This is a genomic window from Bradyrhizobium sp. F1.13.3 (genome assembly GCF_040548265.1).
Lineage (GTDB): Bacteria > Pseudomonadota > Alphaproteobacteria > Rhizobiales > Xanthobacteraceae > Bradyrhizobium.
The window spans coordinates 395,216-420,691 of the sequence record NZ_JBEPRI010000007.1; the positions used below are offsets into that span (position 1 = coordinate 395,216).

The window sequence follows — 25,476 nt, forward strand, 5'->3', positions numbered from 1 at the left end:
TAAAGCCGAATTCGCCCAGCCTGATTTGCGTCCGCGGACTTTTAGACGGTTGTCGGAGACCACGCAATCAAGGATCGCATCAAAACTGCATAAGCGCTTGATTTTGAAAGCGAATTATAAAATGATCGGGGCGCCTTCAGGGTTTGGCCAGCGGCACGGCGGAAATGATGACGAAGGCCTGTGCCAACGGCCAGTCATCGGTGATCGACAGGTCGATCTGCGGCGCGAACCCCTCCGGCGTCAGGGCCTGGAGCCGGGCCAGCGCCCCGCCCGTCAATTGCATGGTTGGCCGCCCTCCCGGCAGGTTGACCACCCCCATGTCGCGCCACCATACGCCGCGCCTGATGCCGGTGCCGAGCGCTTTGGAGCAGGCCTCCTTGGCGGCGAAGCGCTTGGCGTAGGTTGCCACCACCATCTTCTCGTTCTTGGCGCGCCGCTCCGCCTTGGCCCGCTCGGCCGCGGTGAAGATGCGGTCGAGGAAGCGCTCGCCATGGCGGTCGATCACCTTGCCGACCCGGGTGATATCGATCAGATCGGAGCCGATGCCGATGATCATGCCCGGCTCCGGCCGCGGTCCATCGCCGCGCGCATGCCGCGAACCGTCTCGGCGAGACCGACGAACAGGGCTTCGCCGATCATGTAGTACCCGATGTTGAGCTCCATGATCTCAGGCAAGGCTGCGATCGTCTCCGCCGTCGCGTAGTCCAGCCCGTGTCCGGCGTGAACCTCCAGCCCCGCTTCCTTCGCCAGCTTCGCCCCCGCCACGATCCGCCGCCATTCGGCCTCGGCCTTGTCGGCGTGGCCGTCGACGACAGCGTCGCACCAGGCGCCGGTGTGGATCTCGATCACGGGCGCGCGCAGCCGCGCCGCCATCTCGATCTGGGCGGTATCGGCCGCAATGAACAGCGACACCCGGATGCCGGCATCGTTCAGCCGCGCGATATAGGGCGCCAGCGCATTGTGCTGGCCGACGACGTCGAGCCCGCCTTCGGTCGTCACCTCCTGGCGGCGCTCCGGCACGAGGCACACCGCGTGCGGTCTAGTGGCGAGCGAAATGCGCATCATGTCGTCGGTCGCCGCCATCTCGAAATTGAGCGGCTTGGAGATCTCGGCTTTCAGCCGCGCCATGTCCTCGTCGCGGATGTGCCGGCGATCCTCACGCAAATGAGCGGTGATGCCGTCGGCACCGGCCTCGATCGCCACCAGCGCCGCGCGCACCGGATCGGGGTTGCGGCCGCCGCGCGCGTTACGCAGGGTCGCGACATGGTCGACATTGACGCCGAGGCGGAGCGGAGGTGCAGGCATTTCAGGACTCACGGAATCATAGGAATAGACCAGGACGGGAGGCGTCTATCCATTAACACGTTCGGCGCGGGCGACGACCGCCTTCGCGCGCAGTTGGGCCAGGATCGCGCTCAAATGCTTGAGATCGTAGACTTCGAGATCGATCGTCGTCTCCGTGAAATCCGGTGAGCGGCGCTGCATGCTGATGTTGTCGATGTTGCCGTCGTGCTCGGCGATCACGGTCGCGATCTGCGCCAGCGCGCCGGGCTCGTTGACGTTCTCGACCTTGATGCGGGCCGGGAAGCGCTGCGGCGCGGAGTCCTCGATGTCCCAGCGCACGTCGAGCCAGCGCTCCGGCTCTTCCTCGAAATCCTTCAGGGCCGGCGCCTGGATCGGGTAGATGGTGATGCCCTCGCCCGGCGTGACGATGCCGACGATGCGGTCACCGGGCACCGCGCCGCCGTTCGGCGCGAACTTCACCGGCAGGTCGGAATTGATGCCGCGGATCGGGATCGCGACCGGGCTGCGCGGCGGTTCGGACGACTTCTCCTTGAGCTTGGCGGCAAGCCCCTTCTTGACGCCGTAGCGCGCGATGCGCTCCTCCTTGTAGTCGGGATACATCGCACGCGCGACGTGGGAGGCCTTGATCTCGCCGCGCCCCACGGCCGCCATGACATCCTCGATCGACGTCCGCGCGAGCCGCGGCAGCGCGCCCTTGAGCTTGTCGTCGGCATATTCGATCTTGGCGCGCTCGAACAGGCGCTCGACGATCCGTCGGCCGAGACCGACATATTGATCGCGCACCGCGGTCCTGGTGGCGCGGCGGATCGCGGCGCGCGCCTTTCCGGTGACCGCGAGTGTTTCCCATGCGGACGGCGGCGCCGCTTGCGCTTCCGAGGTCAGCACCTCGACTTCGTCGCCGTTCTGGAGCTCCGATGACAGCGGCGCAAACTGGCCGTTGATCTTGCAGCCCACTGCGCTGTTGCCGACGTCGGTATGCACGGCATAGGCGAAGTCGATCACGTTGGCATGGCGCGGCAGCGCGATCAGCTTGCCCTTCGGGGTGAAGCAGAACACCTGGTCGTGGAACAGCTCGAGCTTGGTGTGCTCGAGGAATTCCTCGGGGTTGGCGCTCTCCGAGAGGATGCCGATGGTGTGGCGCAACCAGGCGAACGCATTGGACTCGCGCTTGAGGAATTCGGTCGGCGAGCCCACGCCTTCCTTGTAGAACACGTGCGCGGCGATGCCGCGCTCGGCGATCTGGTCCATCGCCTCGGTGCGGATCTGCAACTCGACGCGCTGGTTGCCGGGGCCGATCACGGTGGTGTGGATCGAGCGATAATCGTTCTGCTTCGGCGTCGAGATGTAGTCCTTGAACCGCCCGGGCACGACCGGCCAGTTGGTGTGGACGATGCCGAGCGCGCGATAGCAGGCTTCGATATCGTTGACGACGACGCGGAAGCCGAAGATGTCGGACAATTGCTCGAAGCCGACCGACTTGCGCTCCATCTTGGTCCAGATCGAAAATGGCTTCTTGCGGCGGCCATAGACCCGCGCCCCAAGACCCCGGTGGCGCAGATTGTTGGAGAGCTGGTCCTCGATTTCGCCGATCAGGTTGCGGTTGCGCTCCGCCAGCGCATCGAGCCGCTGCATCACCACCGAATAGGCTTCCGGGTCGAGGGTCCGGAACGACAGGTCCTCCAGCTCCTCGCGCATCTCCTGCATGCCCATGCGCCCTGCCAGCGGCGCATAGATGTCGAGCGTCTCCTCGGCAATGCGCCGTCGCGATTCCGTCGGCACGAAGTCCAGCGTGCGCATGTTGTGCAGGCGATCGGCGAGCTTCACCAGGAGCACGCGAACGTCGTCGGCAATCGCCAGCAACAATTTGCGCAGATTTTCGGCCTGCTTGGCCTCCCGCGACACCAGCTCCAGCCGCTTCAGCTTGGTCAGGCCCTCGACCAGCGCGCCGATCTCGGGCCCGAAGATCTGGTCGATCTCGGCCCGCGTCGCTTCGGTGTCCTCGATCGTGTCGTGGAGCAGCGCAGCCACGATGGTGGCGTCGTCGAGCTTCAGGTCGGTCAGAATCGCCGCCACTTCGAGCGGATGGGAGAAGTACGGGTCGCCCGAGGCGCGGGTCTGCGAGCCATGCGCTTTCATGGCGTAGACATAGGCGCGGTTCAGCAAATCTTCGTCGGTGTTGGGATTGTAGGACCTGACACGCTCGACGAGGTCATATTGACGCATCATGCGGGCGCGAGGCTTCGCCGGGCGTGCCACCGGCGCAGTCGGGGCCACGGCAACCGATTCGGTTGCGGCCTGCATCTGCGCTGGTGTGCGGCGTCGATATACCATGCCGTCCTGCCTTCAAACGGACCACGACACAGCCCGTTGTATACATCTTAGCGCCGATCGCGCGCGTGTCCGATCAATTCAGTGACAGGGACAGGCGCGAACCGACGACGCTATGGTAACCACGAAAACGCCAACAAAAGCAAAGGCCCGAACGACGGTTCGGGCCTTATCAGATCACAAAGAAGTCGATGAGCGCGACGGGACGATTTACTCGTCTTCCTCGGGCTGCTCCTCGGGCGGCGCGAGGCCTTCGAGACCCTTCAGGAGCTCTTCTTCTGTCATGCGCTCCACTGCGACTTCGGTATCGTCTGCATCCACGCTTGCACCGGCGGAACCGATCAGCGGCACAGTGTCCGGCTCGGGCTCGTCGACCTCGACGAACTTCTGCAGCGAATGCACCAGCTCCTCGCGGAGGTCCTCCGGCGAAATGGTGGTCTCTGCAATTTCGCGCAAAGACACAACAGGGTTCTTGTCGTTATCGCGGTCAACCGTTAGTTGTGAACCAGACGAAATCATGCGGGCGCGGTGGGCGGCCAGCAGGACCAGGTCAAACCGGTTGTCGACCTTGTCGATACAATCTTCTACGGTGACGCGAGCCATCGACTGTCGCTCCGTTGTGGGTGGGACGAAATATGTGGATGAATGCCGCTAGTTATAGGGGCCGGGAGGGTTTCGCAAGGCCAATTTGTGATTTGGCCTCGCCAAACGGCTCTGCTACCCCCACATTGGGGCTGGGATGGGTGGTTTCCCGGGTTGTTGGCGACGGCAGCGCCGGGTCTATGCAAGTTGGCCATAACTATACCTTGATTGCCCCGACTTCTCCGGATTTGCGGTTTCGACGGGTTTCGGCGGGACTTTAGAAGTGCGCGGCTTGCTGTCGCCGCGCCAACAATAAACGATCAATCACGAACTCTACGCGAGCAAACTGAATGTCACCTTCCTCTACCGACAAGATCGCGCTCTTCATCGATGGAGCCAATCTCTACGCGACGGCGAAAACTCTGGGCTTCGACATCGATTACAAGCGCCTGCTGAAGGAGTTTCAGAGCCGCGGGACGCTGCTTCGGGCGTTCTACTACACCGCGATCATCGAGGATCAGGAGTACTCCTCGATCCGGCCGCTGATCGACTGGCTCGACTACAACGGCTACACCGTGGTGACCAAGGCGACCAAGGAGTTCATCGACGCCTCCGGCCGCCGCAAGGTCAAGGGCAACATGGACATCGAGCTCGCCGTGAACGCGATGGAGCTCGCCGAGCACATCGATCAGATGGTGCTGTTCTCGGGTGACGGCGACTTCCGCTCTCTGGTCGAGGCCGTTCAGCGCCGCGGCGTGCGGGTCACCGTGATTTCCACGATCGCCAGCCAGCCGCCGATGATCGCCGACGAGCTGCGCCGCCAGGCCGACGTCTTCACCGACCTCGTCGAGCTGCAGTCCAAGCTCGGCCGCGACCCGTCCGAACGCCCCGCCCCGCGTGACCGCGGCGACCGCGAGGCGCGCCACCACGCTCCGCAGTTCCTCCAGCGCGCAACCACGATGGCGCCGGCGAGGGGCGATGACGACTTCGAGGAGTGAGGCGGCCCGGTCAAGCCGCCAGCCTCTCAGCCTCGTCCCCGACCGTGACTGTCCGCTCTGTCCGCGCCTGGTCGCTTTTCGCGAGGCGAACCGCGCGCGCGAGCCATTGTGGCATAACGCGCCGGTTGCGCCTTTCGGCGACATCAAGGCGCGCCTGCTGATCGTCGGCCTTGCGCCTGGGATGCAGGGCGCCAACCGCACCGGCCGTCCGTTCACCGGCGATTATGCCGGCGACCTGCTCTACGCCACGCTGCTCGAATACGGCTTCGCCAAGGGCAAATATGAGGCGCGTCCCGACGACGGCCTGAAGCTGGTCGACTGTCGGATCGCCAATGCGGTGCATTGCGTGCCGCCGCAGAACAAGCCGCTACCGGTCGAGATCAACACCTGCCGGCAGTTTCTCGCCGCGAATCTCGCAACGATGCCGAACCTGCGCGCGATTGTCGCGCTCGGGCGCATTGCGCACGATACCGTGCTCAAGCCGCTGAACCTGAAGGGATCGCAAGCCCCCTTCGGCCACGGCGCCGTGCATCAGGCCGGCGCATTCAGGCTCTACGACAGCTATCACTGCTCCCGCTACAACACGAACACCCGCGTGCTGACGCCGGACATGTTCCGCTCCGTGTTCGCGAAGGTGAAGGCCGACCTCGACTAATCCTTAGACAAGCCCTTGGCCGGATTGGCCTTCAGCCAGTCCAGGACATCGCCGGCGTTCCGGTCGGGCGGAAACACCGGATAGAACACATGCGTGATCCTGGCGTCGTCGACGATCAGCGCAAGGCGCTTGATCAGCGTCAGGCCCGCGACGTCCATCGTCGGCAAATTCAGGGCGCTCGTAAGCGCCAGCTTCTCGTCCGAGAGCACCGGGAACGGCAGATGCAGCCGCGAGGCCATCTCGGTCTGGTACGCGTTGCTTTGGGTCGAGAGGCCGTACACCTGCGCGGCGCCGGCGGCCTTCAGCTCGGCGAACAGATCGCGAAATGCGCAAGTCTGCGGCGTGCAACCGCGCGCGCCCGGGATCATGTCCCAATCATCGACCAGCGCGATCTTGCCGGGCTCGCCGGTGCGCGGATAGGCGAACACCACGGTCCGGCCACGCAGCGCCGACAGCGCGACTGACGTGTCGTCGGTGGCGAGCAGGCTGACCGGCGGCAGCGTCATGCCTTTCAGGTGCGCGGCGCCGCCGTCGTCCGCTGGTGCGGGAATCCGGGTCCAATCAACCTCGAGCAGGTTTCTCTGAGTCATCCCGCTATCCCCTCGCCCGCATCAGGCGGCCCTTCTCCCGGCTCCAGTCGCGCTTCTTCTCGGACTCGCGCTTGTCGTGCAGCTTCTTGCCTTTTGCAACCGCGAGCTGCAATTTGGCGCGACCACGCTCGTTGAAATAAAGCTTGAGCGGGATCAGCGTCATGCCTTCGCGGTCGACCGCACCCATCAGCTTGTTGATCTGCTTGCGATGCAGCAGCAGTTTTCGAGGCCGCTTGGGCTCGTGATTGAAGCGGTTGCCCTGGAGATATTCGGGAATGGTGGCGTTGATCAGCCAGATCTCGCCGTCCTTGGAATCGGCGTAGGATTCCGCGATGGTGCTCTTGCCGCTGCGGATCGACTTGACCTCGGTGCCGGTCAACGCAATGCCGACTTCGATCGTATCCTCGATCGCATAGTTGAAGCGGGCCTTACGGTTTTCCGCCATGACCTTGATCGGACGTTCGTTCTTGTCGGCCATGGATGACAAACCTGATCGGGATGCGCGAGGACGCTAACAGTTTGGATGAAGCGCGCGCGTCAAGACTTCTTGAGGAGATCGCGGATCTCGGTCAGGAGCTCGACCTCGGCCGACGGCTTTGGTGGAGCGGCAGGCTGCGCCTCGTCCTTGCGCTTCAACTTGTTCATGGCACGGATCACCAGGAACAGCACGAAGGCAATGATGATGAAGTTGATCGTCAGCGTGAGGAAGTTGCCCCAAGCCAAGACGGCGCCCTGCTTTTTCGCGTCCGCGAGGTTTGCGGCGGTGACCTTGCCCGAAAGCGGCGTGAAGTAGTTCGAGAAGTCGAGGCCGCCGGTGGCTGCGCCGATGATCGGCATGATCACGTCGCCGACCAGCGATGTTACGATGGCGCCAAAGGCCGCGCCGATGATGACGCCGACCGCGAGGTCGACGACGTTGCCCTTCATGGCGAACTCGCGGAACTCCGTGAGCATCCGCGTGCCTCTTTCCTCGATCGCCATGAAAGCTCCCCGATCGGCTAGCGCGTCAGTTGATGAGGCCGGCATGAACCATCGCGCTGCGCACGGCAACGCGGGTCGGCTCGGTGACCGGCACCATCGGCAGCCGCAACGTCTCGTCCAGCTTGCCGAGCAGCGACAGCGCGTACTTGATCGGCGCCGGATTGCTCTCGATGAAGAGATTATTGTGCAGCGGCATCAGCTTGTCGTGCAGCTTCAGCGCGGTGGCATGATCGCCCTTCGCCCAGGCGGCCTGGAACTCTGAGCACAGCCGCGGCGCGACGTTCGAGGTCACCGAGATGCAGCCATGGCCGCCATGGGCCATGTAACCGAGGATCGTCGCATCCTCGCCCGAGAGCTGGTTGAAGTCCTCGCCCATCGCCGCGCGCTGCTGCGAGACGCGGACCATGCTGGCGGTGGCGTCCTTGACGCCGGCGATGTTCTTCAGCTCCCACAGCCGCGCCATGGTGTCGACCGACATGTCGATCACCGAGCGCGGCGGGATGTTGTAGATGATAATCGGAATCCCGATCGCGTCGTTGATCGCCTTGAAGTGCTGGTACATGCCTTCCTGGGTCGGCTTGTTGTAGTAGGGCGTCACGACCAGAACCGCGTTCGCGCCCGCCTTCTCGGCGTGCTGGGCGAGCTCGATCGCCTCCTTGGTCGAGTTGGAGCCGGCGCCGGCGACGACAGGCACGCGGCCTTTCGCTTCCTCGATGCACCATTCGACGACCTTCTTGTGCTCGTCATGGCTCAGCGTCGGGCTCTCGCCGGTGGTGCCGACCGGGACCAGGCCGTTGGTGCCCTCTGAAATCTGCCAGTTGACCAGGGAGCGGAACGCCGCCTCGTCCAGCGAGCCGTTCTTGAACGGCGTGACCAAGGCGGTGAACGATCCCCGGAATTTCGTCTTGGCTGCCATGGACTTCCTCCGTACGCGGCAATCTTGAGCAAGCCGCATTCATATCGGGTCTATCCCGCCGGTAAAAGACCCGCCTCGGCGTGACGCACCGTTTAGGCCGCGATTTTGCCGCGGTGGTGGTGCAAACCCGGCGAAGGTAAGCGGCTGTTGGTATTTTGTCCGCATATTCAATCAAATACAGCCAGATCTTGTACAGCTGGGTCTTGAGCCAATTGACTGATTCGGGGCGACGAAACGCCGTGATCTCCTTTCCGCGCGCCGCATGGCGATCCACTACTCTGATCGTGTGCCTGATGGCAGGGCTGTCGGCCGGCTGCGCCGCCTGGGCCAAATCCAATGAGACAACCGCGGAGACCGTCAAGGAAACCGCGAAGGAAACCGGGAAACCCGCGGCCAAGCCAGCCGCCAAGGACTCTACGAAGGGGGCGTCCAAGGGAACCGGCAAGGAAATTTCGAAGGACGCCGCCAAGGGGGCAAGCAACGGCGCGACCAGTGCCCCCGCCAAGGATGTTGCGAAGAAGCCTGCCAAGGATGCTGGCAAGAACGCAGGCAAGAACGCAGGCAAAGAACCTGCGAAGGAGAAGCTGAAGCCTACGGCAGCCGCGCCAAAGTCAACGCCGACCGCTGGCGGCTCGGTCCCGAAGACCGCACCCGCGCCGGCTGCGACGGCCACCGTCAGACCGACCGTCCCGGCCCCCGCCAAGCCCCTCGCGGCTCCTGTCCTGGCTCCGGCGACCCGCCAGCATGCCGCCCCGCGCAAGCCGGTCACACCGGCTGCGGTTGCTGCGACCTCCTCGACGTCGCAAGCCGACAAGGACACGCTGGAGACCGTGATCGAGCTCGTGCGCAAGCGCAAGGCGGGCGACGCCAGCAATGCCGCGGCCACGATCTCCGATCCAGTCGCGCGAAAACTGGCGGAATGGATCATCCTTCGCAGCGAGGACAATGGCGCGACTGTGGAGCGCTACCGCGCCTTCCTGTCCGCCAATCCGAGCTGGCCGTCGCAGACCTTCCTGCGCCGGCGCCTGGAGGCCGCGATGTGGGACGACAGGCGCGACGACCAGGTCGCGTGGTCGTGGTTCGAGAACGAATCCCCCGTGTCCGCCAAGGGCCGCTTCACGCTCGCCAAGGCGATGCTGGCGCGCGGCGATCGCGCCAACGCCGAACGTCTGGTGCGCGATGCCTGGCGCAGCGATCCGATGTCGGAAGACACCGAGAACAACGCACTCGACCAGTTCGGCGCGCTGCTGACGCCCGGCGATCAGAAGGCGCGGATGGACACGCTGCTCTACGGCAGCGAGAACGAGGCCGCACTGCGTGCTGCAAAGCGCCTCGGGGCCGGCTATGTCGCACTCGCCAAGGCCCGCATCGCCTCCCTCAAGAAAGCGCCAAACGCTCGTGCGCTGCTCGAAGCCGTGCCGCGCGAGCTGCACGGCGATCCCGGCTTCATCTTCAGCAAGATCCAGCTGCTGCGTCGCGAGGAGAAATTTGCCGAAGCCGCCCAGCTCATGCTGTCGGCACCGAAGGATCCGGGCCGGCTCCACAATCTCGACGAATGGTGGATCGAGCGGCGCCTCCTGGCGCGCAAGATGATCGACACCGAGGAATTCCGCAGCGCCTATCTGATCGCGCGCGATGCGGCCCTGCCCTCCCGCGACATCTACAAGACCGAGCAGGAGTTCACCGCCGGCTGGATCGCGCTGCGCTTCCTCAACGATCCCGCGGCCGCCACCCAGCATTTTGCCCGCATCGGGATCGGCAGCGTCAATCCGACCGCGCTGGCGCGCGCCGGCTATTGGCAGGGCCGCGCCGCCGAAGCTGCAGGCCGCCAGCAGGAGGCGCGTAACGCCTACGCGCGGGCAGCCGAGCAATCCACTAGCTATTACGGCCAGCTCGCACGCGCCAAGCTCGGCCTGCCGCAGATCGAGCTCAACGCGCAGCCGCGCAGCCGCGGTGCCGAACGGCTGGAGATCGTGCGCGCCGCGCAGCTGCTCTACGAGCTCGACGAGCGTGAGATGGCGATACCTGTTCTCGCCGACATGGGCGAGAACGGCGATCCCGAAGCGCTTGCCGGCCTCGGCGAGCTCACCCAGCGCTACAGCGACGCGCGCGGCATGCTGCTGCTCGGCAAGGCCGCGCTCAATCGCGGGCTGCCGTTCGATTTCTATGCCTATCCCGTCAACGGCATTCCGCAGTTCACGCCGATCGGCCCCGAGGTCGAACGCAGCATCATCTACGCCATTGCGCGGCAGGAGAGCGCCTTCAATCCTTCGGTCGTCTCGCCGGCGCAGGCCTATGGGCTGATGCAGGTGACGCCGGACGCTGCGCGCTATGTCTGCAAGCGGCACGGCGGGACCTACGATCTGGGGCGTCTGAAGAACGATTCGGCCTACAACGCCACGCTCGGCTCGGCCGAGCTCGGTGGGCTGCTCGAGGACTATCGCGGCTCCTACATCATGACCTTCGCCGCCTACAATGCCGGCCGCGGCAGTGTGAAGAAGTGGATCGATCGCTACGGCGATCCGCGCGACCCCAAGGTCGACGCGGTCGACTGGGTCGAGCTGATCCCGTTCTCCGAGACGCGCAACTACGTGCAGCGGATCATGGAGAACCTTCAGGTCTACCGCGCCCGCTTCGGCGGCGGCACGCGGTTGCAGATCGAAGCCGATTTGCGCCGCGGCGCCGGCAGCGTGGAGTAGCGATCATCCTCCCTCGACGCGCTGCGGTGAGTCCGTTGGCGGCAGCTGCCATCGTCGCCAGTACTTGAGCCACCGGCGAAGAGCTGGGGTGCGAAGCGTCAGGCGGGCTTTCTCGCGATGCCCGTTGGCGGCAAAGCAAAGGGAGAACTATTGGCCTTCCTTGCGGCGACGCCTGGCGCGACGGGGCGGCTCCTCGGCCGGCGAGCGAGTTATCCCGACTATAATAGTGAGAGCCTTTCCGCAGCCTGACACGGGACCCGTCGGCCGATCCGAGAGCGATCACCGCTCCTCAGCTTGTGGCGAATCGGGGAAAGAGGCAATCAAATCAATCACTTGCAAATGCATCACTCGACAGAGGCGATCGGCGACGAAGGCAGTCGTCCCCCGCGCGAGTGATCCGATCTAATTTGATAGCAAAATCAGTCGTTTACGTGGATAAAGGGAGCCTTTGTCCGCGCCAAAACCGCTCATCATACAGGCGCCAGAACCTCCAGCTTTGTGTCCGTTATCGCGGCGTTACGTTCTCGCCCCGGGAGCAAACCGCTTGGTTTCGGAATTCGCTGGGAATATTCGAGCAAAAACACACGCTTCCAAATTGACCAGCCCAAGTAATTAGATGCATAAGGCTCGCACCGGAGAGGTGGCCGAGTGGCTGAAGGCAACGCTTTGCTAAAGCGTCATACGGTCTCAAGCTGTATCGAGGGTTCGAATCCCTCCCTCTCCGCCACTCCTCAGCAGAATCTGAGATCTGTGCGTTCCTTCACCTGACACCCGACGGCGGTCTCATGCCGCTCCGAACCGGATGGAGGACCACGAGGGAACCTGATTCAGCGAAAGCCAGGTTCACCTCCGAAACGACGTCCGGGACCTGATTCTCCGCTCAGTGGGCGGAGACCCACGCCCTCGCGTCGCGCTGCGCGGCCGAGATATCGGCGTCCGACATCTGTCCGGCGACTTCCTGGCGCAGTGTCACGGCGTCCTTGCGGCCCTTGAGCGCGGCGAGGTTGAACCATTTGTGCGCGGCGACGAGATCGACAAGACCGGAGCGTCCGCTCGCCCAATAGAGGCCGCGCTCGAACAGCACGTCCGACAGCGCGCCTGCGTCGATGGGCGTCGCGGTCTCCAGATCGAAAGTACCCTGAAACATAACGCATCCCCTTTTTTCTTATGCCGCCTCGTCCCCCGAGCGCGGCTCCCGTCCAATCAACTGTTCAACTCATCCCGGGGTTTCTTGCCCGTGCCGTTTGCCGGCTTGTTGGAGGTAATGATGGCGGGCAAATTTGAATGGCAGTTTAAGTATCGCGATGAAGCAGACGTAAACGCGCCAGCCCCAGGGGCGCACGACAAATACAAGAAATCCCGGTTTCGCAGGCACTTCTGCAATTTGTTAGATTCGGTTTACCTTGGGATTTTGGGAGAACGATAACCATCGCGCACGGTGACGCGTGTCCTGTGGTGTCCCCGCCCGCTGCCGTCACCGGTATTCCAGAGACAGCAATGGTCCCACGAGAAGCCGCGGCGAACTGGATCGCCAGGTCGGAGCCAGGCGACGACACGGCGAATGGAGAAGCGGCGCGCGAACAGCGTGCAACAGCGCCGCAGCCTCCCTGCTCAAGAAGCGCGCGCATATGAAGAAACATATGGCTGGAAGTTCGACTGCGGCCATCCTTCGAGACGCCCGCCTGCGGCGGGCCGTCAGGATGGGGATGAGTATGCGGCAGCATCACAACGCAGATGGACGCAGCCGAGCCTTATCCTGAGGAGGCCGCGAAGCGGTCGTCTCGAAGGACGAGGCGCTCGCTCAGGCGTCGCCGAGACGTCACATGCGAGAGCCCGGCCTGCTCAAGGCAGCACAGCCACGCCGCGGTCAGATCAACAATGTCGGGAGATGGGAATGCCGGCAATACCCCGGCCTCAAGAGAACGAGGGCGTCGGCGAACACGTCAGGACCAGATTCCACGTTGGCCCGAAGGCCGCTTGTGAAATTGCGGAGCCCTTACGGAGAACCGCACCGAACGAAGAAAACCTGTTTCTTCTGCCGGATCGGGCTTAGCGAGCGAACCCGCGAAGAGAACGATCCGACCGTTGACCTGATGTCTCGCCGACACCCTCTATCGTCGACCAGAACCTTTTGAGAGGCGCTGATGACGTGCCGGCTCTCTAGGAGCCGGCAACTTCAAAAAGCGAAGTTACTTCTTCTTGGCGACCTTGCGGGTCTTCTTCGCAGTCTTCTTCACTGCGCTCTTCGCCTTCTTCGCCTTCTTTGCCTTCTTAGCTTTCTTGGCCATGTTGCCCTCCGATGTGTGAGATGGCTTAATCGCTGCATGCAGTCGGGGATCGAGTGCACACTCATCCCGAATACACCAACACAACGAAAAAAACAGCGTCTCGCTTAAAGAAGTGTTGACGGCGAAACGCGCCTGCGCTGGCGAACGCGATGCAAGCGGACTGCATGAGTTGTGCTTGCGATCGCAGAGAGTGCCCGCGGCATCGACGTTTGCAAAAGATGCGACTGCAGAAAAACACTATGCAGCAAGTATTTTTCTGCACGCGCGCATCGCGCGCGATCGATGTCATGACGTATCGCGCCGATCGCGCGAGCGCCTCGCGAAGGCGCTTCGCGGACTCTGAGTCGCGACTTTTGGCAACGAAAATATTTCCATGATTAACGGCGCGAGGGCTCGTCAGAGCGTGTGCAAGTCGCCGTTTTGCGCGAATCGCGTGACGGCGATTCGGTCGGCGTGTCGCGTTCGATCGGGATGAAGTTCGTCGCCGAGGATGCGCGCGAGCGTCGCATCGTGAACCGAAAGCGAGGTGACGACTCCTGTCCGTCACCTCGTTCGAACGCGCGAGGTCAGATGCCGAGCTTGGACTTGAGCAGCTCGTTGACGCTCTGCGGGTTGGCCTTGCCGCCGGATGCCTTCATCACCTGGCCGACGAACCAGCCGAGTGACTGCGGCTTGTCCTTGACCTGCGCCGCCTTGTCGGTATTGGCCGCGATGATGTCGTCGACAACCTTTTCGATCGCGGAAAGATCCGTGACCTGCTTCATGCCGCGGCTTTCGACCAGCGCGCGGGGATCGCCGCCCTCCTGCCAAACGATCTCGAACAGATCCTTGGCGATCTTGCCGGAGATCGTACCCTCGCCGATCAGGTCGATGATCCCTGAGAGCTGTGCGGCATCGACCGGAGAGTCCGTAATGTCCCGGCCTTCCTTGTTGAGACGACCGAACAGCTCGTTGATCACCCAGTTGGCGGCGACCTTGCCATCGCGCGCGCGGTTGGCGAGCTTCTCCAGCACGGTCTCGTAGAACACCGCGCTCTCGCGCTCGGCGACCAGCACGCCGGCGTCGTAGGCCGACAGGCCGAGATCCGCGACGAAGCGCGTCTTCTTCTGGTCCGGCAGCTCGGGCAGCCCAGCCTTCAGCTCGTCGACAAAGCTTTGCGAGAACTCCAGCGGCAGCAGGTCGGGATCAGGGAAGTAGCGGTAGTCGTGCGCCTCTTCCTTGGACCGCATCGACCGCGTCTCGCCCTTGTTAGGGTCGTAGAGCCGGGTCTCCTGGTCGATCGCGCCGCCCTCCTCGAGGATTTCGATCTGGCGCCGGGCCTCGTACTCAATCGCCTGGCCGATGAAGGTGATCGAGTTCATGTTCTTGATCTCGCAGCGGGTGCCGAGCGGCGCGCCCGGCTTGCGCACGGAGACGTTGACGTCGGCGCGCAGGGATCCCTTCTCCATGTCGCCGTCGCAGGTGCCGAGATAGCGCAGGATCGAGCGCAGCTTGGTCACATAGGCCTTGGCCTGCTCGGCATCGCGGATGTCGGGTTTCGACACGATCTCCATCAGCGCCACGCCGCAGCGGTTGAGGTCGACATAGGACATGGTCGGCGACTGATCGTGCAGCAATTTGCCGGCATCCTGTTCCAGATGCAGCCGCTCGATGCCGATCGTGGCGGTCTTGCCGCCGTCCAGTTCGACCACGACCTCGCCTTCGCCGACGATTGGCGACTTGTACTGGCTGATCTGGTAGCCCTGCGGCGAGTCCGGATAGAAATAGTTCTTGCGGTCGAACACCGAGCGCAGATTGATCTGCGCGTTGAGGCCTAATCCGGTCCGGACAGCCTGCCTGACGCATTCCTCGTTGATGACGGGCAGCATGCCCGGCATCGCCGCGTCGACCAGCGACACATGCGTGTTCGGCTCGCCGCCGAACGCGGTGGAGGCACCGGAGAACAGCTTCGCGTTCGACGTCACCTGAGCGTGGACCTCCAGGCCGATGACCATCTCCCAGTCACCGGTTGAGCCCTTCAGAAGCTTGTGCGTGGCCGTGCTCATGTCTTGCTCCCGAGCAGCGTGGCAGCGATCCGCTCCCACTCTGCTTGTAATGAATCCGTTGCCACGGGCTGGCGGGCTTGGCGGTACCAATAGCCGGCATTGCCAAGGTCGCCCTCGACGCGATGCAGATAGGCGTGCACCCAGGCGGCCTCGCGGCTGCTCTCGTCCTGGACGATTCTGTGCGCCTGGTCCCAGTCACCCTTGGCGGCCCACCACAGTGCGGCGAGCGGCGCGCTGAGATCCGGCGGCGGCGCGGCGCCGTCAAGGCTGGCGATATACGCCGCCATGCTCACCACCATTTCGCCGGCGTGAAGCGGCCGGCGGCCTGCTCGATCACCTCGCCGAGCGAGAACAGCGTCTCCTCGTCGAATGGCCGGCCGATCAGCTGCAGGCCGAGCGGCAGGCCCTGCGCATCCTTGCCGGCGGGCACGGCGATGCCCGGCAGGCCCGCCATGTTCACGGTCACCGTGAAGATGTCGTTGAGGTACATCTCGACGGGGTCCGCGCCGCCCTTCTCGCCGATGCCGAACGCCGCCGACGGCGTCGCCGGCGTCAGGATCGCGTCGACGGCCTTGGCGAAGCAATCCTCAAAGTCCTTCTTGATCAGCGTGCGCACCTTCTGGGCACGCAAATAATAGGCGTCGTAATAGCCGGCCGAGAGCACGTAGGTGCCGATCATGACGCGGCGCTTCACCTCGGCGCCAAAACCTTCTGCGCGGGTGTTCTCGTAGAGTTCGTTGATGTTTCGGCCCTGCTCGCGCAGGCCGAAGCGCACGCCGTCGTAGCGGGCGAGGTTGGAGGACGCCTCCGCCGGCGCCACAATGTAATAGGCCGGCAACGCGTATTTGGTGTGCGGCAGCGACACCTCGACGAGCTCGGCGCCGGCCGCTTTCAGCCAGGCCGCGCCCTCGCTCCAGAGCTTTTCGATCTCGGCCGGCATGCCGTCGAGACGATACTCCTTGGGAATGCCGATCCGGATGCCCTTCACGGACTTGCCGATCGCAGCCTCGTAATCCGGCACGGGCATGTCGACCGAGGTCGTGTCCTTCGGATCGTGGCCGGCCATCGAGCGCAGCAGTATCGCGGCATCGCGCGTGCTGCGCGCGATCGGACCGGCCTGGTCGAGCGAGGAGGCAAAAGCGACGATGCCCCAGCGCGAACAGCGGCCGTAGGTCGGCTTGATGCCGACGGTCGCGGTGAACGCCGCCGGCTGACGGATCGAGCCGCCAGTATCGGTCGCGGTCGCACCCATGCACAGCAGCGCCGCAACGGCCGAGGCCGAGCCGCCGGACGAGCCGCCCGGCACCAGCGTCGTGTTGGAGCCATCACGCCGCCAGGGATTGCCGACGGGGCCGAAGCACGAGGTCTCGTTCGCCGAGCCCATCGCGAACTCGTCATTGTTGAGCTTGCCCAGCATCACCGCGCCGTCGCGCCAGAGCTGCGAGGTGATGGTGGACTCGTAAGTCGGCACGAAATTGCCGAGGATTTTCGAGCACGCGGTGGTGCGGACGCCCTTGGTCGCAAACAGGTCCTTGATGCCGAGCGGAATGCCGGCGAGCGGTCCCGCATCACCCTTGGCGATCTTCTCGTCGACGGCCTTCGCCATGTCACGCGCGCGGTCGGGCGTCTCCATGACGAAAGCATTGAGCACGCGCGCGGCTTCGATCGCGTTCAGATGCGCGTCGGTCAGCTCAAGGGACGTAAAAGTCTTGGCCGCGAGGCCCTTGCGGGCCTCCGCGAGCGTCAGCGATGTCAAATCGGTCATTTATTGATCGGGCTGCAGAAGAACGGAGACAGGGACTTGTCGTTGGCCGGGTCGTCTTTCTTGGCGGCCGCTTTCGCAGCCGCCTCGATCTCGTCGAGCACGGCATTGACGGCGACGTTGGGGTCGGCAGCCTTGCCCTGCCGCTCCATCTTGTCGAGATAGTTCATGTAGGCCTGATAGGCCTTCTCGTCGTCGCAAAGCATGCACATCGACAGCGTCCTAAGACTCTTTAGTTTGACGCGTTTTCTTTATGCGAACCGGTTTCCACTTCGCTCGAAAACGCTATGTAAATTACTCGACGACCTTGGGTACAAGATAGAAGTGACCTTCGGTCGCAGGCGCGTTGGCAACGATATCGTCGGCGATCTCGCCGTCATTGACCAAATCCTGCCGCTTCTTCATCTGCATCGGGGTGACCGAGGTCATGGGCTCCACACCCTCGACATCGACCTCCGAGAGCTGCTCGACAAAAGCGAGCATGGCGTTGAGCTCGCCCTGCAGATGCGGAACCTCGCCCTCTGAAACCGCAATGCGCGCCAGATGCGCGATGCGGCGGACGGTAGCGGCGTCGACGGACATTATATAAGGCCTCTCACGGCAAAACCTATGTGCCGTATAGCAGAGGCCGCTTTTGCGCCGCAACCGGCCGCGGGACCTATCCGGCGAGGGCCTTCATCCGGGCAAGCGCCGATTTGGCGAGATCCCGCGTCAATTCCGCTGCCGGGACCTCGCGGCCCAGGGCGATCGCCTGCCCGGCCCAGAGATTGGTGAAATCCACCCTGCCCTGCTTTTCGGCAGCCGCCTTCAGCGGTCCCAGCGCCGTTGCGGCATGGGGAAATGGCGGCGCGTCCGGCGAAATCGGGCCCGCCTCGCGCATCAGGCGGTTCTGGACGCCGCGCGCCGGCCGCCCGGTCATGACATTGGTGATGACGGTTGAATCATCCCGCCCCTCGGCGAGCGCCGCGCGTGCCGCCGCACCGACCTTGGATTCCGGACAGCGCAGATAGGCACTTCCGATCTGCACGCCGGCCGCACCGAGCGCGAAGGCGGCTGCGATGCCGCGGCCGTCCGCAAGGCCGCCGGCCGCAATCACCGGGACCTTCACCGCGTCGACCACCTGCGGTACCAGCGCAAAGGTGCCGGGCTGTTCCGAGATCTTGTCGGTCAGGAACATGCCACGATGGCCGCCGGCCTCCGCACCTTGTGCGATCACCGCATCAGCGCCGTGCTGCTCGAGCCAGACCGCTTCCTTCACCGTCGTCGCCGAGGAGATGACGAGACATCCAGCCGCCTTGACCCGCTTGAGCAGCGCGTCCTCCGGCAAGCCGAAATGGAAGCTGACGATCTCCGGCTTCAGCTCCTCCACGACCTCGCAGAAGCCGGCGTCGAACGGCGCGCGGTTCGCGGCATTGATGGGTGCGGCGGGATCGAGGCCATGCTCATTGTAGTAGCCCGCGAGGCGCTGTTTCCAGCGCGCCTCCGCCTCGGCCGTGAGCTCGACCGGTGTGTGGCAAAAGAAATTCATGTTCACCGGCGCGGAGACGCGCTGCCGGATGATGTTGACCTGCTCGCGCGCCTTCTCCGGCGACAGCATTGCGCTCGGCAGCGAGCCGAGCCCGCCGCCTTGCGCAACGGCGATCACCAACTCCGCGTCCATTACGCCGGCCATCGGCGCCAGCACGATCGGGAATTCGGTCTTGAAGAGATCGATCAGTCGACGGTTCGGCCACATGGTTGTTCTCTCGCACTTTAGGCGGACACGCTGGAATTGCGCCGACCGGTTAGCAGTTGCTCGGCCTCGGTCGCAATCCGTTCGACGATTTCGGCGGCAGACGGAATATCATGGATCAGGCCGACCGCCTCGCCCGCGATCACCGCGGCGATGTCGAAATTGCCGGCTGCCTTCGCGGCCGCATAGTCGGCCCCGACCGCGGCGACATTCTGCATCAGTTCGACCTCGCGGCCGATCCAGCGTCTGGCGTGATCGTTGACAAGGCACCGGCCGGTAAACGGCGCGGGCCAGACATTGTTGCGGGAGAGATCGAAAATGATTCCCCGCACCGTTGCGCCACTATCTGCCGCGCAGATGCGCCGCTTGGCCTCTTCCGCACCATCGGCCTCCTGGCTCGCGTAGAAGCGCGTGCCGAGCAGCACGCCGCTTGCACCGAGCATCATCATGGCCGCAAGTCCCCGCCCATCGGCAATGCCGCCGGCCGCGACCACCGGCACACGACCCGCGGCAAGATCGACGATTGCCGGCACGAGATCCATCGTGGTGCGCGAAGCGCCGTGACCGCCGGCCTCCGTCCCCTGTGCGATCAGGATATCAGCGCCCGCATCGAGCGCTTGCCGCGCCATCGTCTCGTCCTGCACCTGGCAGATCAGGCGTGCACCGGCGCATTTGATGCTCGCCGCGAAGGGTGCGGGATCGCCGAACGACAACATGATCGCGGATGGGTTTGCGGCGAGCGCAATGTCGAGAAGTTCGGGCCGCTTGGCGAGGCTCCAAGTTATAAAGCCGATCCCGAACGGCGCCTTCATGCCGGCGAGCTTGGCAATCTCCTGCTCCAGCCAAATCCTCTCGCCGTAGCCGCCGCCCAGGATGCCGAAGCCGCCGGCGCGGCTTACCGCCGCCACGAGGCGGCTGCCTGCCACGACGTCCATCGGCGCCAGCAGGATCGGATGCTCAATCTCCAATAGCGTGGTCAGCGACGTCGCGATCGGCATGGCACCTCCCAGGTCTGGACAGGGAGACTAGGCGCGAATACCATTCTCTAAAATTGAAATCTTGCGAACGCTGCCATCTCAAAAGAGAAACGATATTATGGAACTCAGCGACATCCAGACCTTCGCCGCCGTCGCCCGTACCGGGGGCATCACCCGCGCGGCCGAAGAGCTCAACACGGTGCAGTCCAACGTGACCCAGCGCGTGAAGGCGCTGGAGGCGGAGATCGGTACGCCGCTGTTCGAACGCCATAGCCGCGGCATGACCCTGACCGGCGCGGGCAAAAGGCTGTTACCTTACGCGCAACGGATGTCCGCACTGGCGCGCGAGGCCGTGCTCGCGGCCTGCGACGACGGCGAGCCCAAGGGACCGCTCGCGATCGGCTCGATGGAAACGACCGCGGCGGTACGGCTGCCGCCATTGCTCGCGGACTTTCATCACCGCTTTCCAGCCGTCCGGCTGAGCCTGCGCACCGCGCCCACCGCCGACCTCGTCGCTTCCGTGCTCGAAGGCACGCTCGACGGCGCCTTCGTCGCAGGTCCGATCGCGCATGCCGATCTCATCGCGACAAGCGCGTTCCGCGAAGAGCTGGTGCTGGTCAGCGCGCGGCGCTGGGCCACGCTGGCCGAGCTGCGCGCCGGCACGCCGGAATCCGGCCCGACCGCGCTGGCGTTCCGCACCGGCTGCACCTACCGGCAGCGGCTGGAACAGATCTTTGTCGAGTTCGGCTGGCCGTCAGCCGCACGCTTCGAGCTCGGCACGCTCGACGGCATGATCGGCTGTGTCGCCGCCGACATGGGCGTGACGCTGCTGCCGCGCGCCGTCGTCGAACGTAGCGCGATCAACGGCAGCGTGTCGATCCACGCACTGAGCCATTCGCACGCGCAGGTCGAGACGCTCTTCATCCAGCGTCGTGCCGGACATCAAACCAGTGCGCTGAGCGGGTTTGCCGGCTGCCTGAAGCAAGACGACGAAGTCATCGCAGCCTGAGATGCCAGCGCGTTCCACCGCGCGAAATTCACCGTCACAAATCTGTCGCACTTGATCCGATCGACGCTGGGCGCAGCGAGTGCTGCGTTCAGCCGCCGCAGCATGGCACCGCGAAAAGTTTTGAAGCCCGCGGCTTTTCTACGTTAGGATGAGCGACTGGCCAGCGCGAAATCATAACGAAGCCAAACACCGGCAAAAACATCGGGAGGACTATTGATGCGCAATACGCTCGTGTTGTGCTGTGTCGCCGCGTTGTCTGCGACGATCGAAACAGCAAGCGCCCAAGACTGGACCAAATCGAAATGGGGGCCGAACGACGAGATCGGTGCTGCCAACTACATGACGCCCGAACTCGTGCTGAAGGCCGCATCTCTGGTGAAGACCGGAAAGACCTACGCACTCGGCATTCCCGTTACGTCCAGCACGCCGGCCTATCCGCCGCGCAGCTTCAAGATCACCGTGGTGCAGCCGGGACAGGCGGGCAGCGCAGGTCTCGGACCGAACAAGGCGACCTATAACGACGACATCCTGGACACATGGGTCGGCATCGGCAGCCAGCTCGACGGCCTCGGCCATCTCGGCGTCGAGCACGTCTACTACAATGGCAACAAGCTCGCCGACTTCGCCGATCCCACCGGGTTGAAGAAGCTCGGTATCGAGAAGGTCCCTCCGATCGTCACCCGCGGCGTGCTGCTCGACATGGCGGCGTATTACAACACTGATATCGTGAAGGAAGGCACCGCCTTCAACGCCAAGGAGATCGACGAAGTCGCCAAGAAGCAGGGCGTCGAGATCCGACAGGGCGACGTCGTCATCTTCCACACCGGCTGGCTCAGCCTGATCGGCAAGGACGACAAGCGTTATTCGGCAGGCGAGCCCGGTCTCGGCGTGGAAGGCGCAAAATACCTGACCAGCAAGGGCGTCGTCGCGATCGGTGCCGACACCTGGGCGCTCGAGGTGCTGCCGTTCGAGTCCAAGAACGTGTTCGAGGTGCACCAGATCCTGCTCGCGATGAACGGGACCTACATCCTCGAGAATATGGACACGGCCGCGCTCGCCCGGGACAAGGGCTACGAATTCCTGTTCGTGCTCGGCCAGCCGCGCTGGACCGGCGGCGTGCAGGCGATGATCAACCCGATCGCGATCCGTTGATCGGGAGCTGCCCATCACGGGCGAGGATGGCCTGCCGCCCGGCAGGCCGCCTCGCCCGCTTTTCGTTTGTCCCGCCCGTCATCGCGGCCTGAGATGCCTACGCCGCAGCGCGACGACGGCCCGGATCGCCTGGGGTCTCGCAACACCCCTCCGCAGCATACCCGACCGCGTCCGCCTAGATTCGGATCTCCTCGTAGGACTCGATGAGACGCGGGCCGACCGAGGTCTCCTCGTGCGAGTCCGCGTCGGCAAGATTGCCGAAGCCGAGCTTGGTCAGCTTCGCAAGATCCGCAATCGAGACCTGAAATACGCTGACATCTTCCTCGGACATGCGCTCGAGCAGATCCGCCTCCTCGATCCGGTCGATCCCCATGACCAGCTCTCTCTGGCTCATCAGGAATGCCGCCGCCTTGAGGACATCGTCTTCGCGGTCGCGCCGGATCAGTATCTTCCAGAAATACTTCGGAATCTGGATACCACCGAAGCTCGGATCCTTGTGCGGCCGACCGGACGGATTGGGCAGGTTGGATCCATCGGCGTCCGGTCCGTTGAAGACCGGTCCGTTCATCACGATGCCCTTCTCCTTGCCTTCAAGCAGAACATTACGCGTGTAATCCTCCAACCCTGCCCAAAGCTGCTTGCCCTGGTTGAACGAGAAGAACTGCGGCGAGCAATTGGTGAAATGGAAGGAATCGTCGCCGTGTTGCTTGGCCTTGGCGACCGTATCGCCCCAGGTCGCATCCAGGCGGCGCACGAGATGCCCGCGGTCGAACGGATTCTTGCTGCGATCCGCCTCGAAAGTGGCCTGCTTGCGGTAGAACTCGTCGCCGATCTGGGCGTCCTCGTCGATGCGCGGATCGCGCAGCCAGGAATCACCCTCGCGCTTGCCGACGTCCTGCTGCTTTCCGCCGTCGATATTGACGCAGCTGAAGAAGGCAAGCCTGCGCTGCTTGTTCATGACGACGCTATAGTTGAAATACTTCAGCTCGAACTGTTTGGACTTCCCCTTCAACATCGCAATCTCGGGTTTAAGTTCAGCGGGAATCTTCGGCAAGGCGACGGAGAATTTGCCGCTGCCGAGAAAATTAGCCTTGAATCCCGGACGGGATTTAAGCGTGCTCTGGTCGATATGCACTGCCTCCATGGGCAGACCGTTGTTCGCGCTGATGTGAGGCAACAAGCCGACCGGCGGAGCGACCAAAGGCCTGCTGCCGTTCTGCTTGCCGCCATTCGGTGCCCCTCCGTTGCCTCCGGCCGGGACTGGCAGGCGAGCCAACGGAGGCAAAGAAACATCCTTCCTGAACATGGGCAGCGGCACGCGAAACGGGACCACCAGCGACGTGCCGTCGACGGATTGCTCGACCCAGACGTTGGTGCCGTACGGCGCTGTCACGATCGAAGGCGGCTGGGCTCTCTGGACCTCGTGCCGGGTCGGCGGCTCAACCTCGTCAAGAACCGGTCTGATCAGGGCATGGGAACCAACGGCAATCTTGAGATCGGCAACGATTGCACTGATCCGGATGCCTTCGTTGGCGATCCAGTCGATCGAGGTTTCATCCATCGATGGATCCCAAACCTTGCCGTCCTTGGTGAGAGTGCGGCCCTGCGCATTTTTCTTTGGAATACCGCTGTGGTGCAGCGCGACCACCTGCCAGAAGCGGTTGAACGCCGGCGAACCAGACGACCCGGCCGTCGTATCGGTGTTATACCAGAGGAAGTCTCCGACATATTTAAGCAGCTTGTTCTCGCGGACGCAGACCTGCTTCATCTGTCCGCTGGGATGCTGGATGATGGTGAGGTACTCGCCGGGGTCCGCCTTGCCGGGCGCACCGCTGAGCGGCAACCAACCCCAATTCTCGAGCTCCTCGTGACCTGACAGCGAGGTCGGCGCCATCGCGACGATTGAGAAATCGAGTCTGTCGTTGGTGTAGAAGAATTTGGCCGGTTCGAATCCGAACCGGATCGGCACCCGCTCTTCTCCCGAAATGTCCAGCTCATAATCGAAATCGGCGATCGAATTGGCTGCGTCGACCGGCTTGCCGAAAACGTGATGGTTCGTCATCAGCAGGCCCGGCCCGATCAGAAAGCCCGAACCATAGCCGAGCAGATTCGACTTCATGTCCCTGAGCTGAATGCGACACACCGAGCGCGAGGCCGCGGTGCCCTTGGCGAGATAGTTGATGCTGTCGAGATCATTGCCCTGGATGATCCGCTCCAGGCCAATCTCTGCCGCCTGCACGTTCCCCGTCTCCGCGAACAGCTGGCGCTGGCGCAGGATTTTCTTGTCGGAGCTTATCTGGATCGGGCCATCGCCTAATTTTCGGTTCAGGGCTTCAGGTGAAAACTCGGCTTGCTTAAATCGCCTTTCTGAGCCTGCGATCAGGCTTGGCTTGATGAGCATGATGACCTCTCAAAAATGACTGGACGAATCTGGACGTTGTCGGGAGCGCATCGAAAATTTGCGCGAAGGTTGCAGCGCCGCCGGACTGTCGGGTGCTGCCCATCGTTCTGGAAATCGGAGGCTTCGCCCCGCACTACTTTAGACTATAAATTTAACTTACCGCAACCAGAGCGTCAATCGATGCGCGCGGCCGGAGACGCGACATCATGCCATCGTCCGCGACGTCACCCGTGTGAGATTTGCCACAAATGGTCGATACACCTGCGCATCACGATTTCGCGCGTCGTGGTGCCGCCGGACGATCTACGGCCTGAGACGCCAGCGCCGCAGCGCCACGACGGCCCAGATGGCCTCGACCACGCCGAACGGCCAGGCCCCTTGCAGGAAGCCGTAGGCCGAACCGAGCACGCAGGACATTGCGAACAGCAGCACGAACCAGTGGCTGCGGTCTTCCAGGGCGTAAGTGACCAGCATCGCCGTCACGGCGAACAGGCCAAATAGTGTCAGCGCATCCATGTTCCGGGTTCACTCCGCAGCGCGACGCGTGATATGCGCTAACACCATGCCGGCTCTTATCCTGCCTCTCGTCGATGCTGCAATCCACTGGCCCGAACGCGGCGGGTTGGTCGGCCTTGATCTGGGTACCAAGACCATTGGCGTTGCCGTCTCCAATCCGGACCGCCGGTTAGCGACCGGCGTCGAGACGATCCAGCGCAAGGCGTTCAAGCAGGATGCCGCCCGGCTGCTCGCGATTGCCGGTGAACGCAAGGCCGTCGGCTTCGTGCTCGGCCTGCCCATCAACATGGACGGCAGCGAGGGCCCGCGCGCGCAATCGACCCGGGCGTTTGCCCGCAACCTCGCCGGCCTGACCGTGCTGCCGATCGGTCTCTGGGACGAGCGCCTGTCGACCGCTGCGGTCGAGCGCGAGCTGATCGGCATGGACGTCAGCCGCGCCAAGCGCGCCGAAGTGATCGACGAGCACGCCGCGATCTTCATCCTGCAAGGCGCGCTCGACCGCCTCGCCAATCTGCGCGCAGCCCCGGGGCCCGGCTGATC

The 25,476-nt window shown here is 63.7% G+C and carries 24 protein-coding genes and 1 tRNA gene; 7 read left to right on the forward strand and 18 right to left on the reverse strand.

The window, feature by feature from the left end; all coding sequences use genetic code 11:
• Nucleotides 1-136: 136 nt before the first annotated feature.
• The 4 genes from acpS to rpoZ form a co-directional block, all read right to left on the reverse strand.
• The gene (gene acpS, locus ABIB66_RS21585; RefSeq protein WP_354210740.1) at nucleotides 137-556 is read right to left on the reverse strand and encodes a holo-ACP synthase; all 420 of its coding nucleotides are present in this window, start codon (nucleotides 554-556) and stop codon (nucleotides 137-139) included.
• A complete protein-coding gene (locus tag ABIB66_RS21590) occupies nucleotides 553-1,305 on the reverse strand; it encodes a pyridoxine 5'-phosphate synthase (RefSeq protein ID WP_354210739.1) in 753 nt (250 codons plus the stop codon). The genes acpS and ABIB66_RS21590 overlap by 4 nt, the downstream gene beginning before the upstream one ends.
• Nucleotides 1,306-1,350: 45 nt before the next feature.
• Nucleotides 1,351-3,636, reverse strand: coding sequence for a RelA/SpoT family protein (locus tag ABIB66_RS21595; protein WP_275167885.1), 2,286 nt, complete (start codon nucleotides 3,634-3,636; stop codon nucleotides 1,351-1,353).
• A 207-nt stretch (nucleotides 3,637-3,843) separates the two neighbouring features.
• Nucleotides 3,844-4,236, reverse strand: a complete 393-nt coding sequence (gene rpoZ / locus ABIB66_RS21600) for a DNA-directed RNA polymerase subunit omega (RefSeq protein WP_007603391.1) — start codon at nucleotides 4,234-4,236, stop codon at nucleotides 3,844-3,846.
• A 329-nt stretch (nucleotides 4,237-4,565) separates the two neighbouring features.
• Between rpoZ and ABIB66_RS21605 the strand changes: the two genes are divergently transcribed.
• The gene (locus ABIB66_RS21605; RefSeq protein WP_007603390.1) at nucleotides 4,566-5,213 is read left to right on the forward strand and encodes a LabA-like NYN domain-containing protein; all 648 of its coding nucleotides are present in this window, start codon (nucleotides 4,566-4,568) and stop codon (nucleotides 5,211-5,213) included.
• A complete protein-coding gene (locus tag ABIB66_RS21610) occupies nucleotides 5,194-5,868 on the forward strand; it encodes a uracil-DNA glycosylase (RefSeq protein ID WP_354210738.1) in 675 nt (224 codons plus the stop codon). Before ABIB66_RS21605 ends, ABIB66_RS21610 begins: the two co-directional genes overlap by 20 nt.
• Here the strand turns inward: ABIB66_RS21610 and ABIB66_RS21615 are convergent.
• Genes ABIB66_RS21615 through dapA form a run of 4 tightly spaced genes read right to left on the reverse strand, consistent with a single transcriptional unit; the run spans nucleotide 5,865 to nucleotide 8,355 of the window.
• Nucleotides 5,865-6,458 (reverse strand): peroxiredoxin, encoded by a 594-nt coding sequence (locus tag ABIB66_RS21615; protein WP_275167887.1) that lies wholly within the window; start codon nucleotides 6,456-6,458, stop codon nucleotides 5,865-5,867. The two genes, ABIB66_RS21610 and ABIB66_RS21615, sit on opposite strands and share 4 nt — an antisense overlap.
• Before the next feature lie 4 nt (nucleotides 6,459-6,462).
• The gene (smpB, locus tag ABIB66_RS21620) at nucleotides 6,463-6,936 is read right to left on the reverse strand and encodes an SsrA-binding protein SmpB (protein WP_027567292.1); all 474 of its coding nucleotides are present in this window, start codon (nucleotides 6,934-6,936) and stop codon (nucleotides 6,463-6,465) included.
• Between the two features lie 59 nt (nucleotides 6,937-6,995).
• Nucleotides 6,996-7,412, reverse strand: coding sequence for a large conductance mechanosensitive channel protein MscL (gene mscL, locus ABIB66_RS21625; protein WP_473305171.1), 417 nt, complete (start codon nucleotides 7,410-7,412; stop codon nucleotides 6,996-6,998).
• Between the two features lie 52 nt (nucleotides 7,413-7,464).
• Nucleotides 7,465-8,355 (reverse strand): 4-hydroxy-tetrahydrodipicolinate synthase, encoded by an 891-nt coding sequence (gene dapA / locus ABIB66_RS21630; RefSeq protein WP_007603384.1) that lies wholly within the window; start codon nucleotides 8,353-8,355, stop codon nucleotides 7,465-7,467.
• A gap of 293 nt (nucleotides 8,356-8,648) precedes the next feature.
• Here dapA and ABIB66_RS21635 point away from each other — a divergent pair, with 293 nt between their 5' ends.
• Together ABIB66_RS21635 and ABIB66_RS21640 are read left to right on the forward strand one after the other, a co-directional pair.
• Nucleotides 8,649-11,054, forward strand: coding sequence for a transglycosylase SLT domain-containing protein (locus ABIB66_RS21635; protein ID WP_354210777.1), 2,406 nt, complete (start codon nucleotides 8,649-8,651; stop codon nucleotides 11,052-11,054).
• A gap of 634 nt (nucleotides 11,055-11,688) precedes the next feature.
• A tRNA-Ser gene (locus ABIB66_RS21640) sits at nucleotides 11,689-11,781 on the forward strand.
• Between the two features lie 153 nt (nucleotides 11,782-11,934).
• On the opposite strand, the gene ABIB66_RS21645 is transcribed toward ABIB66_RS21640, so the two are convergent.
• The 8 genes from ABIB66_RS21645 to ABIB66_RS21680 all read right to left on the reverse strand — a co-directional run bounded on the left by ABIB66_RS21645 (nucleotide 11,935) and on the right by ABIB66_RS21680 (nucleotide 19,879).
• Nucleotides 11,935-12,201 (reverse strand): hypothetical protein, encoded by a 267-nt coding sequence (locus ABIB66_RS21645; protein WP_275167891.1) that lies wholly within the window; start codon nucleotides 12,199-12,201, stop codon nucleotides 11,935-11,937.
• A gap of 1,707 nt (nucleotides 12,202-13,908) precedes the next feature.
• Complete coding sequence (gene gatB / locus ABIB66_RS21650) at nucleotides 13,909-15,387, reverse strand: Asp-tRNA(Asn)/Glu-tRNA(Gln) amidotransferase subunit GatB (RefSeq protein WP_354255499.1); 1,479 nt, start codon at nucleotides 15,385-15,387, stop codon at nucleotides 13,909-13,911.
• Entirely contained in the window at nucleotides 15,384-15,686 is a 303-nt protein-coding gene (locus tag ABIB66_RS21655; RefSeq protein WP_354210736.1) for a hypothetical protein, read from the reverse strand. Before ABIB66_RS21655 ends, gatB begins: the two co-directional genes overlap by 4 nt.
• Entirely contained in the window at nucleotides 15,677-17,152 is a 1,476-nt protein-coding gene (gatA, locus tag ABIB66_RS21660; RefSeq protein ID WP_354255503.1) for an Asp-tRNA(Asn)/Glu-tRNA(Gln) amidotransferase subunit GatA, read from the reverse strand. The genes ABIB66_RS21655 and gatA overlap by 10 nt, the downstream gene beginning before the upstream one ends.
• Nucleotides 17,149-17,361 carry a hypothetical protein gene (locus ABIB66_RS21665; RefSeq protein WP_007611210.1) on the reverse strand — a complete coding sequence of 71 codons (213 nt, stop codon included), beginning with the start codon at nucleotides 17,359-17,361 and terminating at the stop codon, nucleotides 17,149-17,151. The genes gatA and ABIB66_RS21665 overlap by 4 nt, the downstream gene beginning before the upstream one ends.
• 82 nt (nucleotides 17,362-17,443) lie before the next feature.
• A complete protein-coding gene (gatC, locus tag ABIB66_RS21670; protein ID WP_275167895.1) occupies nucleotides 17,444-17,731 on the reverse strand; it encodes an Asp-tRNA(Asn)/Glu-tRNA(Gln) amidotransferase subunit GatC in 288 nt (95 codons plus the stop codon).
• Between the two features lie 76 nt (nucleotides 17,732-17,807).
• Nucleotides 17,808-18,884 carry an NAD(P)H-dependent flavin oxidoreductase gene (locus ABIB66_RS21675; protein WP_275167896.1) on the reverse strand — a complete coding sequence of 359 codons (1,077 nt, stop codon included), beginning with the start codon at nucleotides 18,882-18,884 and terminating at the stop codon, nucleotides 17,808-17,810.
• A gap of 17 nt (nucleotides 18,885-18,901) precedes the next feature.
• Entirely contained in the window at nucleotides 18,902-19,879 is a 978-nt protein-coding gene (locus ABIB66_RS21680; RefSeq protein WP_275167897.1) for an NAD(P)H-dependent flavin oxidoreductase, read from the reverse strand.
• 97 nt (nucleotides 19,880-19,976) lie between these two features.
• Between ABIB66_RS21680 and ABIB66_RS21685 the strand changes: the two genes are divergently transcribed.
• Both ABIB66_RS21685 and ABIB66_RS21690 read left to right on the forward strand, forming a co-directional pair.
• The gene (locus ABIB66_RS21685; protein WP_354210734.1) at nucleotides 19,977-20,867 is read left to right on the forward strand and encodes a LysR family transcriptional regulator; all 891 of its coding nucleotides are present in this window, start codon (nucleotides 19,977-19,979) and stop codon (nucleotides 20,865-20,867) included.
• A gap of 216 nt (nucleotides 20,868-21,083) precedes the next feature.
• Nucleotides 21,084-22,019, forward strand: coding sequence for a cyclase family protein (locus tag ABIB66_RS21690; protein ID WP_275167899.1), 936 nt, complete (start codon nucleotides 21,084-21,086; stop codon nucleotides 22,017-22,019).
• 175 nt (nucleotides 22,020-22,194) lie between these two features.
• Here ABIB66_RS21690 and ABIB66_RS21695 read toward each other — a convergent pair whose 3' ends face one another.
• Entirely contained in the window at nucleotides 22,195-24,420 is a 2,226-nt protein-coding gene (locus ABIB66_RS21695; protein WP_354210733.1) for a DNA/RNA non-specific endonuclease, read from the reverse strand.
• Nucleotides 24,421-24,723: 303 nt separating this feature from the next.
• On the reverse strand, nucleotides 24,724-24,936 hold the full coding sequence (locus tag ABIB66_RS21700; protein WP_275167901.1) for a hypothetical protein: 213 nt from the start codon (nucleotides 24,934-24,936) through the stop codon (nucleotides 24,724-24,726).
• A 46-nt stretch (nucleotides 24,937-24,982) separates the two neighbouring features.
• Here ABIB66_RS21700 and ruvX point away from each other — a divergent pair, with 46 nt between their 5' ends.
• Nucleotides 24,983-25,474, forward strand: a complete 492-nt coding sequence (ruvX, locus tag ABIB66_RS21705; protein ID WP_275167902.1) for a Holliday junction resolvase RuvX — start codon at nucleotides 24,983-24,985, stop codon at nucleotides 25,472-25,474.
• Nucleotides 25,475-25,476 lie beyond the last annotated feature (2 nt).